Source organism: Saccharothrix sp. NRRL B-16348 (assembly GCF_001280085.1).
Taxonomy (GTDB): domain Bacteria; phylum Actinomycetota; class Actinomycetes; order Mycobacteriales; family Pseudonocardiaceae; genus Actinosynnema.
Window position 1 is genome coordinate 19,799 of record NZ_LGED01000214.1, and the last position, 12,524, is coordinate 32,322.

Genomic DNA, 12,524 nt, shown 5'->3' on the forward strand with positions numbered 1-12,524 from the left:
GAGGTGCGCATGTCGGAGTTGAGGCTCGCCGTCGAGGTGCCGCGCTGGGCCGGGCGGTTCTACCTGCGGCACTGGGCGGTGATCGTCGGGTTGTCGCTGGTGGCGTCCGTGCAGCGGCTCGTGGTGGTGAACTGGGGCGACCTGGTGCCGGGCGGGGTCGCGGTCGCCTCGGAGGTCGTCGTGGTGGCCGCGCGGGTGGTGCTGGTCATCGTGATCTGGCGGTTGGCGACCAGGGGAGAGCGGCTGGGGTGGGCGGACGCGCGGTCGTTCGCGACGCGGCACTGGCCCAGCCTGGTGTGGCAGGGCGTGCTGCTGGCGGTGGCGTTCCTGGTGTTCGACGTCGTCGCCGAGCAGGTGGTCGGCGGGCTGCTGCCCGAGTCGGCGCGGCAGACCTACCTGGCCGTGCTGCTGTTCGCGAAGAACCCGACCGTCATCGCGTTCACGTTCGTGTGGTGGGTCGGGCTGATCCGGCAGGTGGCCGTCAGCCGTGCCGTCCCAGTTCGGTGAGCGAGTCGTCGGTGAGGCGGAAGACGGTCCACTCGTCCATCGGGAGCGCGCCGAGCGACTTGTAGAAGCCGATCGCGGGCGCGTTCCAGTCGAGCACCCACCACTCCAGGCGCGCGTAGCCGCGGGTGACGCACTCCTCGGCGAGGGCCTGCAGCAGCGCCCGGCCGAGCCTGCTCTGGCGCTGATCCGGCTGGACGTAGAGGTCTTCGAGGTAGATGCCGTGCGTGCCGCGCCAGGTGGAGAAGTTGAGGAACCACAAGGCCATGCCGACCACCCGACCGTCCACTTCGGCCACGTGGCCGAAGAGGGCGGGCGAGGGGCGGAACAGCGCGTCGTGCAGCTGCTCGACGGTCAGGTGGCACTCGTGCCGGGCGCGTTCGTACTCGGCCAGCTCCTCGACCAGGGCGACGACGGCGGGCACGTCCTCCTCGCGGATCCGGCGGACGCGGGGATCAGTCAACGTCGACTTCCCAGGCGGGCACGTTCAACCGCCGGACCTGCGGGTCGCCGCGCTCGTCGCCGAGCACCGTCGTGCCGGCCGGGTCCAGTCCGAAGTGGACACCCTCGCTCGGCGGCAGGTTCAGCCAGGTGGCGATGAGCACGCGGCTGAAGTGCCCGTGCCCGACCAGCACCACGTCACCGCTGAGCAGCGCCTGGCGGGCCCGGTCCAGCACCTTGGCGGCGCGCGCGTGCACCTCGTCGTGCGTCTCGCCCCGGGGCACGGCGTGGGTCCAGACCGTCCAGCCCGGGTCGGTCTCCCTGATCTTGGGGGTGGTCAGGCCCTCGTAGTCGCCGTAGTTCCACTCGGCGAGCTCCTCGGTGCGCTCGACGTCGTGCAGCCCGGCCAGCTCGGCGGTCCGCCAAGCGCGCTGGCGAGGGCTCGACAGCACCAGCGCGGGCGGCAGGTCGGTGGCGCGCAGCCGGGCCAGCACGGCACCGGCGCGCCGCGCCTGCTGCACCCCGGTCTCGGTCAGGGAAACGTCGGTCAGCCCGGTGTGCCGACCGCTCTCGGACCACTCGGTTTGACCGTGCCGGAGCAGGTAGACGTGTGAGGTCACGAGCCCGAGCTTACGGACGCCGCACCCCGTCGCCGGGCCGGGGTGGAACGGGCGGCTGCGACAGCGCGGCGGAGGAGCTGCGGCGCCTGACCCGACCGTCGAAACCCGCGGGCCGGCCTCCCTGCTCACCGCGGCCGGCGTGATCGGGACGACGAACCGTCACGCCTACCCCACGGTCGGGTAATGCGGCCGGCCGCGCCCGGCGGACGATTACCCGGGTAAACCACGGGTTCTCCAGCGCAGCGCCGATGTTTGTTCTCATGCGACCCACGTTGGTATGCACCGTTTGTCCTCTCAGGTGAGGTGCCTGGTGAGCCCGCCCGCGGTGTGTTGCCATGTATGGGTAAGTCCGGGATGTCCGCGCTCGAACGTCTTTCGGCGACCCTCGCCCCTTCTTGCGGTGGCGACGGCTCACGACATCCATTTCACGCGGTGAAAGTGAACACGAGCTGTGATCGGAGCAGAAAATGAGGCGACCTTTCCTGACCTTGGCGGTGGTCGGCGGCATGATGCTGGCCCTGGTCTCGCAGTCCGGAGCGGCGATCGCCCAGTCGGGCGAACGGCTGAACGCCGACTACAAGATCCGGAACTACGCCACTGATCAGTTCCTCGACAGTCGCGGAACCGGTGAGGTGTACACCAACCCGTACTACGACAGCCGGAATCAGGAGTGGGAATTGGTCGACCCGCAGAACGGGGCGGTCAAGATCCGCAACGTGGAGACGGGCATGGTGCTGGACAGCCGGGGGACCGGCGAGGTCTACACCAACCCCGATTTCGGCGACAGCAGGAACCAGCTGTGGTGGATCGGCGACGAGGATGGGCGCGGGTTCAAGGTGCAGAACGTGGCCACGGGCATGTACCTGGACGCCAGGGATTCCGGTGAGGTCTACACGAACCCCGACTACGAGAGCAACAACCAACGGTGGGTGTTCCACTACCTGAGGGGCTGATCGCGAAACGGCGCCGACCGGTGGGACGGATCCCGCCGGTCGGCGCCGTTGTCGAGCAGGTGATCAGGCCGCGGCCTTGGTCTCCCAGAAGATCTTGTCGATCTGGGCGATCAGGTCGAGCAACTCCTGGCCCTTGGCGGGGTCCATGGAGCCCTTCGCGCCGGACGCGCCGGCTGCCTTGGTGGCCCGGTTGAACAAGTCGTGCAGCTCCGGGTACTTCTCGAAGTGCGGCGGCTTGAAGTAGTCGGTCCACAGCACCCACAGGTGGTGCTTGACGAGCTCGCTCCGCTGCTCCTTGATCAGGATGGCGCGGGAGCGGAACTCGGGGTCCTCGTTCGCCTGGTACTTCTCCTGAATCGCCTTGACCGACTCGGCCTCGATCCGGGCCTGGGCCGGGTCGTAAACACCGCACGGGAGGTCGCAGTGCGCGGTGGCCTCCAGGAGCGGGCGGCGGAGTGAACGGATGCGCGACAGAAGTCGCATCTTTCCTCCCTGACAGTGGATGCTCCGACGTGGGGAACCCTACTCCGGGGCCCCGCCGCGAGCAGGTGGAGGTGATCGTTGGCACGGCCGGAAGCCAACCCGTTGCCGCTGGTTCGGGTGGTCGGACCCTCGATGGCGCCGACCCTCCGGACGGGGGACGTGGTGCTGATCCACTTCGGGAAGCCGCCGCGTCCGCGCGATCTTGTGCTGGTCAGGTGGGCGGCCCGGCCCGGGCAGCTGTCGGTGAAGCGGGCGGTCCGGCCCGCCGGCGTCGGCTGGCACGTGGAGGGCGACAACCCGTTCGCGTCCACGGACTCGCGCACGCTGGGGCCCGCGGAAGTGGTGGGGGTGATCCGCGTCCGGCTCTGGCCGCGGCCCCGGTTGCTGCGCCGGCGGCCCGCCGCGAACGGCTGAACCGCCGGCGAACGGCTGAACCGCCGGCGCGCGAGGTCAGCCGCGCAGCTTCGCGTACCAGGCCACGCAGTCGTCGTACGACGGCAGCAGGCCGGCGTCGCGCGCCTCCTCGAACGTCGGCGCCGCCGCGTCCTTCGGCGACAGCAGGGGCGTCACGTCGGCGGGCCACGGCAGGTCCATCGACAACGGGTGCACGGCGTGCTCGGCCTTCGGGTTGAAGCCCTCCGAGCACAGGTACGACGCGACCGTGCCGTCCTCCAGCGCCATCAGCGCGTGCCCCATCCCCTCGGGCAGGTACACGGAGTTGAACACCCCCTCCGACAGCTCCACCGCGTCCCACTCGCCGAACGTGGGCGAGCCGACGCGGAGGTCCACGACGACGTCCAGCAGCCGCCCGCGCGGGCAGTGCACGTACTTGGCCTGCCCCGGCGGCGTGTCGGCGTAGTGGAGGCCGCGCACGACGCCGCGCTTGGACGCGCTGTGGTTCGTCTGGACGACCTTCAGGGGGTGCCCGACGGCTTCCGCGAACACCGCTTCCTGGTACGGCGCGACGAACAAACCGCGGTCATCGGGGAACACCGAAGGGGTGAACTCGAATGCGCCGGAAATTTTCAACTCACGTGCCTGCATGGCGAACACCCTAGGTCCCGCCGGTTCTTGACCGATCCTGCCTGCGGAAACTGACCGGTCGGTCCAGAAAACCGGACGTACGTTCTGTGGCACTACCTCTGACCTGCGGAATAACTGTGATCCCCGCCGCAGACAGCGGCCGGCGACGCTGCCATGCTTGCCCGCACACCGCCACCGAGAGCAGTCCCGCAGACCGCGCGGACGACTCCCAGACAGGCCCCGTCGACCCGCGTGACAACGCCGGTCCCGGTGCGCCGCAGGTATCGCGCACCGCAGGAGGACTTCCGTGACCGCTTTGAACGACCAGCCCCAGACGACCACCGAATTGAGCGACGAGGAAATCTTCCGCGCGCACGAAGGCGGAAAGCTGGCGATCGGCGCGACCGCGTCGTTGGCCGACCCGCGCGCCCTCTCCATCGCCTACACGCCCGGCGTGGCCAGGGTCAGCCGGGCCATCGCGGACGACCCGAGCCTGGCCGCCAAGTACACGTGGGCCCACCGCCTCGTCGCCGTGGTCAGCGACGGCACCGCAGTGCTCGGCCTGGGCGACATCGGCCCCAGCGCGTCGCTGCCGGTGATGGAGGGCAAGGCCGCGCTCTTCAAGACCTTCGGCGGCCTCGACTCCATCCCGCTGGTGCTGAACACCACGGACGTGGACGAGATCGTGGAGACGCTGGTCCGGCTGCGCCCGTCGTTCGGCGCGGTCAACCTGGAGGACGTCGCCGCGCCGCGCTGCTTCGAGCTGGAGGCCCGGCTCATCGAGGCCCTGGACGTGCCGGTCATGCACGACGACCAGCACGGCACCGCGGTCGTGGTGCTGGCCGCCCTGCGCGGCGCCAACACCGTGCTCGGCAAGGACGTGGCGAACCAGCGCGTGGTGATCTCCGGCGCGGGCGCGGCCGGTGTGGCGTGCGCGAAGATCCTGCTGGCCGCCGGCATCGGCGAGGTCACCGTGGTCGACTCGCGCGGCATCGTGCACGTCGGCCGGGACGCGTTGAACCCGGTCAAGGCGGAGCTGGCCGAGGTCACCAACGCGAGCGGCCTGCGCGGCGGCATCGCCGAGGCGCTGCGGGGCGCGGACGTGTTCGTCGGCGTCTCGTCGTCCAAGGTGCCCGAGGAGCTGATCGCGAGCATGGCCGACGGGTCGATCGTGTTCGCCCTGTCCAACCCGGACCCCGAGGTGCACCCGGACGTGGCCCGTCGGCACGCCGCCGTGGTCGCCACCGGCCGCAGCGACTTCCCGAACCAGATCAACAACGTCCTCGCGTTCCCCGGCATCTTCCGCGGCGCGCTGGACGCGGGCGCGAAGCGGATCACCGAGGGCATGAAGCTCGCCGCCGCGGAGGCCATCGCGGCGGTCGCCGCCGACGACCTCTCGGTCGACCGGATCGTGCCGAGCGCCCTCGACCCGCGGGTCGGCCCGGAAGTGGCCGCCGCCGTGGCCTTGGCAGCCCGCGAAGACGGAGTAGCCTGACTCCAAGTCGGAGTTGGGAGAGCTCCGGCCGCATCCGTCCGTACCCGTCGGCAGGCAACGAAACCGCTAACGTGTTGTTTCGTTAGCCCGTTGAGGGGTGGGCGATGACGCTCCGAAGCGCTACCGTCCCTCTCCTCGGGTGAATATTGCCCGTGGAGAGGGACGCCGTCTTTGGGTGCGGTCGGGCCGGTCATCCCTGCCGTAGACACGGGAAGGTGGGACCGTGCCCAAGCGGGTTGGACGCGCTCCGGTGGTGCTCGACCCAGCGCGTCCGCAGAACGGCGACGTGGCGTTGGACGGCATAGCGCTGCCCGAGGCGCCCACGTTGCTGTGCGACCCCAAGGGCGTCGTCATGCGGGCCAGCCCCGCCGCGGTGGCGTTGACGAAGGCCCGTTCCGCCGACGACCTCATCGGCCGATCACTGGGCGAACTGCTGCTCGGCGGCCCGGACGACCTGCGCCTGCACCAGGCCGACGGCGCGCTCGTGCCGGTCCGCGTGGTGCGCACCCAGGTGCCCGGCACCGGCCTGCACGCCGTGCTGATGGTCGACGTCTCCGACCTCGCGCAAGCCGCCGAGGACCTGCGCGACGAGCAGCGCCGGCTGCGCACCGTGCAACGGGTGGCGCAGATAGGCTCGTGGGAGTACGACCCGGACACCGGCGTCACGGTCTGGTCCGAGTCGCACTACGAGATGATGGGCGTGCGGCCCGGCGAGGTGGTGCCCGGCGCGCAGGCCGTGCTCGACGTCGTGCACCCCGACGACCACGACATGGTCGCCAGCTACTGGGCCAACCGGGCGCTCGACGGCAACCCGATCGACATCGTCTACCGCATCATCCGGCCCGACGGGGAACTGCGCTGGATCCGCGGCGTGGCCGAGGCGAAGCTGAGATCGGACGGCCGGACCCAGTTCATCACCGGCTACATCCGCGACATCACCGACCAGTGGCGGTCCGATCGCGCCCTGGAGACCGAACGCGCCCGGCTGCTGGAGGCGCAGCGCATCGCGCGCATGGGCAGCTGGAGCTACGACGTCGCGTCCGGCGCGCTGCACCGCAGCGAGGTGCTGCGGGAGATGGGCACCGCCGCGGGCGTCGACCCGGACGGCGCCCCGCTGATGGCCGTGCACCCGGACGACCGCCCCGCGCTGCAGGACCTGCTGGGGCGGGCGGAGGACGGCAGCACGGTCGAGGTCGAGGTGCGCAGCGAGCACGGCGACCGCGTCTACGTGTGCCGCGCGCGGGCCGAGTTCGAGGGCGGCAAGGTCAGCCACCTGCACGGCACCGTCCAGGACGTCACCGAGGCCCGCGCGTTGGAGCGCCAACTCCGCGACGACCGCCGCCGGCTCGCCGACGCGCAGAAGGCCGCGCAGCTCGGCGTCTGGGAGTGGAACCTCCAGACCGGCGACGTGGTGTGGTCGGACATGCTGACCGAGCTGTTCGACGTGCCGCGCGACGAGCACACCCGCTACCAGACCTACCTCGACCTCGTGCACCCCGACGACCGCGGCTGGGTGGACGACCTGTGGCAGCAGCTGGCCACCGAGGAGGTGCCGATCCAGCTCGAACACCGGATCGTGCGCCGTGACGGCAAGCAGCGCGTGTTCCGCTGCTACGGCGTGGTGGTCAAGGGCCCGGACGGCCTGCCGCTCGCGGTCGGCACCGCGCAGGACATCACCGAGCAGCGCGCCGCCGAGACGAGGATGAAACGGTCCAGCCAGCGCTTCGCGGACCTGGTGTCGCTCACGCCGGTCGGCATCGGCCTGTTCGACGAGGGCGAGCGGCTCGTCGACGCCAACGACGCGCTGTGCGACCTGCTCGGCATGGACCTGGAGCAATTGCGCGGCATGACCGCGAGCCAGCTCACCCACCCGGACGACCACGACCCCCGGTTGCCGTCGATCGACGAGATGTCCGCGCCGGACGCCGAGCGCACGCACAAGGTCCCGCAGCGCATCCTGGTCCGCAGCGACGGCGTCCAGGTGTACTGCGAGCTGCACATCGCGTTGTCCGTGCAGGACGACGGCCGCCGGTTCTGGCTGATCGTGTTCCAGGACATCACCGAGCGCCGCCGCACGGCCGAGGCGTTGCGGCACCAGGCCACGCACGACGAGCTGACCGGCCTGCCGAACCGGGCGCTGGTCAAGGAGATGCTCGGCGAGCTGCTGGAGTCGCCGGCCCGGTCGAAGGTCGCGGTGCTGTTCTGCGACATCGACAACTTCAAGCGGGTCAACGACTCGCTCGGCCACGACGCGGGCGACGAGCTGCTGGTGGCGCTGGCGCGGCGGCTCGAGGGCGGCCTGCCCGACGGCTGCACGGCGGCCCGCCTGTCCGGCGACGAGTACGTGATCATCTGCGAGAACCTGGACCAGGTCGGCGGTGTCGACGCGCTGGCCACGAAGGTGGCCGGGCTGCTGCGCACCGCGGTGCCGGTGCACGGGCAGCTGGTCCGGGTGTCGGCGTCGATCGGCGCGGCCGTGCCGAACGGTTCCCGCGCCACCGGCAACGACCTGCTGCGGTTCGCCGACGCGGCGATGTTCGAGGCCAAGCGGTCCGGCGCGGGCCGGGTGTCGCTGGCCAGCGCGGCGCTGATCGCCTCGGCCGACCGGCAGGTGCACCTGGAGGGCCAGCTGCGGGAGGCGTTGCAGCACGACGGGTTGGCGCTGCACTTCCAGCCGGTGGTCGGCGTGGACGGCGTGGTGCAGACCGCGGAGGCGCTGGTGCGGTGGCCGCACCCGGATCGGGGGCTGCTGCCGCCGGACGTGTTCCTGCCCGTGGCCGAGCAGGGCGACCTGATGCGCGAGCTGGACCGGTGGGTGCTGCGCACCGCGTTGAAGGAGGCGTCGACCTGGCCGGAACCGGGCGGCAAGCCGGTGTCCGTCGCGGTGAACCTGGCGGGGCTGGTGCCGGGCGACCCGGAGTTCGCCGACATCGTGGCCGACGCGATCGCCGAGGCGGGCATCCCGTGGGACCGGGTGGTGCTGGAACTGGTGGAGACCGCGCTGGTCGACCTGCCGTCACGGGTGCGCCAGACGATGGACGAGCTGGTGGAGCGGGGCATCCGGTTCGCCGTGGACGACTTCGGCACCGGCTACTCGTCGCTGGCCCGGCTCAAGGACCTGCCCGCGCAGATCATCAAGGTCGACCGCCGGTTCGTCTCCGGCCTCGGCAAGGACCCGTCCGACTTCGCCGTCGCCAAGGCGGTGGTCGACATGGCCCGCGCGATGGACCGCCGGTGCGTGGCCGAGGGCGTGGAGACCGCGACCCAGTTCCAGGTGCTGCGCGGCATCGGCGTGGACACCTACCAGGGCTGGCTGTTCTCGCGTCCCGTGCCGCCCAAGGAGTTCCGCGCGGTGCTGGCACTTGGTCCGTTGCACATCCCCCGCGCCGGGTGATCGGCGATACTCGGGTCCCGATGGACGCGACGACGTCAGGTGCTGACCGGTGAACCCGGAACGGATGATCGCCGACCTCGAAGCCAGGGCGCGGGACCTGGCCGAGCGGTCCCGCGAGCTGCGGGAGCGGATCCGGCGCGCGCAGGCCACGCAGCGGTCGCCGGACGGCGTGGTGACGGCGACCGTCGCGCCGAACGGGTCGTTGCGGCACATCGAGTTCTCGCCCGACGCCGGGGAGTTCTCGCACGCGCGGCTCGGCGAGGTCGTGATGGACACCGTGCGGCGCGCGCAGGAGCAGGCCGCGCGGCAGGCGGCGTCGATCGTCGAGCCCCAGTTCGGCGGCACGGCGGCGATGGACTTCCTGACCGGTTCGGCGGCGGACGGCGCGCGGGAGGCCGGTGACGACGACCTGCCCCTGCCGCGGAGCCTGCGTGCGCCCGAGGACGAGCCGGGGTCGGCGCCTCGGTGACCGGATTCCCCGTGCTGGAGCTGACCGGGTCGGCGCCGGACGCGCTCGAGGTCGCCCTCGGCGTGCCGACGCCGGACGTCGACCCGTTGGGCCTGCTGGCCGAGGCGGGGCTCGGGTGGCTGGTCGAGCACGTCGACTTCCTGCGCGAGCCGCTGGACTGGTTGGCGGGCCACGGCGACCGGTTCGAGGACGCGGTCGCCACCTGGAAGCAGGTCGCCACCACGTTGGACGGCATCGCGCGGCGGCGGGCGGGCGGCGGGTGGCTCACCGCGGAGATCGCCGGGATGAGCCGGCTGTGCGTCGACGTGGCGGCGCACGTGGCGGAGGTGCGCGCGATCACCGCCGCGGTCCACGGCGTGTTCCGCGACGTGATCGCGCTGTTCGTCCGGGAAGTCCTCGCCAACGCCACCGTCGCGCTCGCGGCGTCGGAGATCACGGCGGGCGGCTCGCTGCCCGAGTTCGCCGCGTGGGCGGTCGGGCGCGGCGCGGTCGTGCTCGACCGGATCAACCGGCGGTTGGCGGACCTCGCGCGCGTGATGGCGCGAATCCTGCGTGCGCTGAAGGCGTTGTTCGGCGCGGCGCGCGACATGCTCAAGGCCATCACGCGCTTCGGCGAGTGAGCTTCCCGGTCAGCCCCACTGCCCCTGGGCGGGTGGCGGCGGCCCAGGAGGACCGGGCGGCGGTCCACCCATCGGCTGTCCTGGCATCGGCTGCCCCGGCATCTGCTGTCCTGGCATCGGCGGTCCACCCATCGGCGGTCCGGCCTGCTGGTGTGGCGGCGTCTTCGGCTTCGCGCCCCGCATCGCACGGCCGACCGGCGGCAGCGCGGCGACCAGACCTGCGACGAGCCACAGCAGCAGTGCCACCACCGGCATGATCCCGTAGGTGAACGGGAGGTTCTGCGCGATGTCCGCGACGGCGAGCCCGAAGTTCACCACGGCCAGCAACGAGATCGCGACCAGTCCCCAGCGCACGCCGGGCACCCGGCTGAAGAGCAGCACGACCAGGATCAGCGCCAGCCCCGGCAGCGCGAACACGGCCACGACCAAGGCGCCGAAGCTCCCGTAGCCGCGGGGGAACGGCGGCACGACGATCGCGCCCCAGAGCTCCATCGCGAACCCCGACTGGCTCACGAACCCGGCCGCGCCGATGAGGGCGAGGATGATGCCCGGCAGGTACAGCAGCCCGGCGAAGACGGCCATCCCCTTGCCCGGCGGGCGCGGCGGGCGCGGTTGTCCGGGGTAGCCCGGCGGACCGGGGTAGGGCTGGCCGGGGAACGGCTGACCCGGGAACGGCGGCTGGCCGGGGAACGGCTGGCCCATGGGCTGGCCGGGCATCGGCTGGCCGGGGAACTGCTGACCGGGGTGCGGCTGACCCGGGTACTGCGGTTGGCCGGGGTACTGCTGCGGACCCGGCTGCTGACCGGGGTTGGGGTGAGTCATGCGCGCGCCTCCAGGTTCACGCTGAAAGTTACCGTCGAAAGCGGTCCGTACGGCCCGGTTCGCCGCATTTCGGCGGAAACCTCCCCGCTACTGGGACGCCGACGCGCGGATCAGCGGCAGCAGTTCGGCGATCCGGTGCCGCGGCAGGTCGATCAGCCTCAGCTCCAGGTCGTCGTGCTCGCCGATCCGCTCCCGCGCCTCCCGCTTGGTCAGCGCGCCGCGCGTGGCCGTGACCAACGCCTCGCGCCACACGTTGCCCAGCTTGCCGTGCGCGCGCGTGAGCACCTCCCGCACGGTCAGCCCGCCGACGTCCAGCGTGCCCGCCAACACCTGGTCCGCCACCACCACGCAGTGCTTGCCGTCCGGGGTGGAACGCAGGAACCGCAGCGCGAACCTGGTGTCCACCAACGACTTCAGCTCCTGCTGACCCGCCGCGGACGACACGTTCGGGTGGTTGTTGGGCACGAGCGCCGCCATCCGGCCGGGCGAGCACGCCAGCAGCGTCCGCAGCAGCCACGGCCCGGGGTCGCCGGACAGGTCGACCGCCAACGACGCCGCGCCCTTGCCGATCGGCTCCGCCCACCCCGGCGCGCGCGGCTTCGGCGGCGGCGAGGACTCCGGCCGCGGCGCGAGGTCGACCAGGGCCGCCAACGCCGTCGAACCCGGCCCGCTCGCCTCCACCGACTGCGGACCGTGCGTGTAGATGGCCGTCTTCGCCGACGCGGGTGACACCGAACGGCGGGACGTGGGCCGGCACACGTACAGGTCGGCCGCGCTGCCGATGGCCTGCGCGCCGTCGAACCGGTGGAACGCGGGCAGGATCGCCTCGAACACCAACCCGAGCCGCTGCAACTCCTGCTGCACCTTCAGCCCCAGCGCGGGCGTCCGGTCGCTGAACCCGTACGCGAGCAGCACCCGGCCCCGACCGAGGTCGGCCAGGCACTCGACCGCCCGCGCGGCGAACAGCGCCATGCCCTCCGGCGTGTACGGCGGGTCGCTGAACACCAGGTCCGCCGACTCCAGCACGGCGGGCGGCAGGCCGAACCGGAAGTCCGCGTGCACCGTCCGCACCGACCACCCGCGCTCGCCGGCCCGCGTCGAGATGTACTCCAGCAGCCGGTCGTCCACATCGACCACGACGACCTCGACGGCCGGGTTCACCGCGCACACCGCGAGCGAGGTCAGGTCGTGGTCGCCGAGGCACAGCAGCGTGCGCCCGGCCAGGTCGTAGGTCGTGTCCAGCCACACCGCGCGCTTCAACGCCGTCTCCGCCGTCGCCTGCACGTGGTCCAGCGCGGCCAACGGCGGCGGCACGGCCGCGATGTCGGCCAGGATCGACCGCAGGTGCTCGCCGTGCCGGGACACCAGCGCGTCCAGCGGGTCCACCGGATCGTCACCGGCGCCGAACTCCGCGTAGTCGGCGACCTTGGCCGGCGCGAGCCGGAACCGGTCGCGGCTGGTCTCCAGGTCGTCGCCGACCGCGGTCAGCAGCTCCTGCACGGTGCGCCGCGGCACAGCGGGAAGCCGAACCAATTCGGCCAGCGTGTGCCAGTCGCCGGACAGCAGGTCGACCACGCGCCGCAGCTTGCGGGCGTGCGGGCCGCGTTCAGCGAGGAGCGCTCGCACCATTTCGGTTGCCACAACCGGTGCAGCCTACTGACCGGATCGTGAAACGCCGTGCCACGGTCGGACTGACGGGC

Annotated in this window: 13 protein-coding genes; 7 read left to right on the forward strand and 6 right to left on the reverse strand. The window is 71.9% G+C overall.

Annotated elements, in window-relative coordinates; all coding sequences use genetic code 11:
• Positions 1-9 precede the first annotated feature (9 nt).
• Complete coding sequence (locus ADK67_RS28180) at positions 10-507, forward strand: hypothetical protein (protein WP_053719548.1); 498 nt, start codon at positions 10-12, stop codon at positions 505-507.
• Here ADK67_RS28180 and ADK67_RS28185 read toward each other — a convergent pair.
• Together ADK67_RS28185 and ADK67_RS28190 are read right to left on the reverse strand one after the other, a co-directional pair.
• On the reverse strand, positions 482-967 hold the full coding sequence (locus ADK67_RS28185) for a GNAT family N-acetyltransferase (RefSeq protein WP_053719549.1): 486 nt from the start codon (positions 965-967) through the stop codon (positions 482-484). The genes ADK67_RS28180 and ADK67_RS28185 overlap by 26 nt on opposite strands.
• The gene (locus ADK67_RS28190; RefSeq protein ID WP_053719550.1) at positions 960-1,565 is read right to left on the reverse strand and encodes a histidine phosphatase family protein; all 606 of its coding nucleotides are present in this window, start codon (positions 1,563-1,565) and stop codon (positions 960-962) included. The genes ADK67_RS28185 and ADK67_RS28190 overlap by 8 nt, the downstream gene beginning before the upstream one ends.
• A 467-nt stretch (positions 1,566-2,032) precedes the next feature.
• Here ADK67_RS28190 and ADK67_RS28195 point away from each other — a divergent pair, with 467 nt between their 5' ends.
• Entirely contained in the window at positions 2,033-2,518 is a 486-nt protein-coding gene (locus ADK67_RS28195; RefSeq protein WP_082403928.1) for an RICIN domain-containing protein, read from the forward strand.
• Between the two features lie 63 nt (positions 2,519-2,581).
• On the opposite strand, the gene sodN is transcribed toward ADK67_RS28195, so the two are convergent.
• Positions 2,582-3,001 (reverse strand): superoxide dismutase, Ni, encoded by a 420-nt coding sequence (sodN, locus tag ADK67_RS28200; protein ID WP_053719552.1) that lies wholly within the window; start codon positions 2,999-3,001, stop codon positions 2,582-2,584.
• Between the two features lie 78 nt (positions 3,002-3,079).
• Here sodN and ADK67_RS28205 point away from each other — a divergent pair, with 78 nt between their 5' ends.
• Positions 3,080-3,415 carry a S26 family signal peptidase gene (locus ADK67_RS28205; protein WP_082403930.1) on the forward strand — a complete coding sequence of 112 codons (336 nt, stop codon included), beginning with the start codon at positions 3,080-3,082 and terminating at the stop codon, positions 3,413-3,415.
• A 36-nt stretch (positions 3,416-3,451) separates the two neighbouring features.
• Here ADK67_RS28205 and ADK67_RS28210 read toward each other — a convergent pair whose 3' ends face one another.
• Positions 3,452-4,045 (reverse strand): dTDP-4-dehydrorhamnose 3,5-epimerase family protein, encoded by a 594-nt coding sequence (locus ADK67_RS28210; protein ID WP_053719636.1) that lies wholly within the window; start codon positions 4,043-4,045, stop codon positions 3,452-3,454.
• A 286-nt stretch (positions 4,046-4,331) separates the two neighbouring features.
• Here ADK67_RS28210 and ADK67_RS28215 point away from each other — a divergent pair, with 286 nt between their 5' ends.
• The 4 genes from ADK67_RS28215 (at position 4,332) to ADK67_RS28230 (ending at position 10,002) form a co-directional block, all read left to right on the forward strand.
• Entirely contained in the window at positions 4,332-5,519 is a 1,188-nt protein-coding gene (locus tag ADK67_RS28215; RefSeq protein WP_053719553.1) for an NAD(P)-dependent malic enzyme, read from the forward strand.
• 223 nt (positions 5,520-5,742) lie between these two features.
• Positions 5,743-8,913, forward strand: a complete 3,171-nt coding sequence (locus ADK67_RS28220; RefSeq protein ID WP_082403932.1) for a bifunctional diguanylate cyclase/phosphodiesterase — start codon at positions 5,743-5,745, stop codon at positions 8,911-8,913.
• Between the two features lie 49 nt (positions 8,914-8,962).
• Positions 8,963-9,382 (forward strand): YbaB/EbfC family nucleoid-associated protein, encoded by a 420-nt coding sequence (locus ADK67_RS28225; RefSeq protein WP_053719554.1) that lies wholly within the window; start codon positions 8,963-8,965, stop codon positions 9,380-9,382.
• Positions 9,379-10,002: a hypothetical protein gene (locus tag ADK67_RS28230; protein WP_053719555.1), complete on the forward strand. Its 624-nt coding sequence runs from the start codon at positions 9,379-9,381 to the stop codon at positions 10,000-10,002. The genes ADK67_RS28225 and ADK67_RS28230 overlap by 4 nt, the downstream gene beginning before the upstream one ends.
• A gap of 9 nt (positions 10,003-10,011) precedes the next feature.
• Here the strand turns inward: ADK67_RS28230 and ADK67_RS52785 are convergent, their stop codons facing one another.
• Together ADK67_RS52785 and ADK67_RS28240 are read right to left on the reverse strand one after the other, a co-directional pair.
• Positions 10,012-10,824: a hypothetical protein gene (locus ADK67_RS52785; protein ID WP_082403934.1), complete on the reverse strand. Its 813-nt coding sequence runs from the start codon at positions 10,822-10,824 to the stop codon at positions 10,012-10,014.
• A gap of 87 nt (positions 10,825-10,911) precedes the next feature.
• Positions 10,912-12,453 (reverse strand): bis-aminopropyl spermidine synthase family protein, encoded by a 1,542-nt coding sequence (locus tag ADK67_RS28240; protein WP_053719557.1) that lies wholly within the window; start codon positions 12,451-12,453, stop codon positions 10,912-10,914.
• Positions 12,454-12,524: the final 71 nt, after the last annotated feature.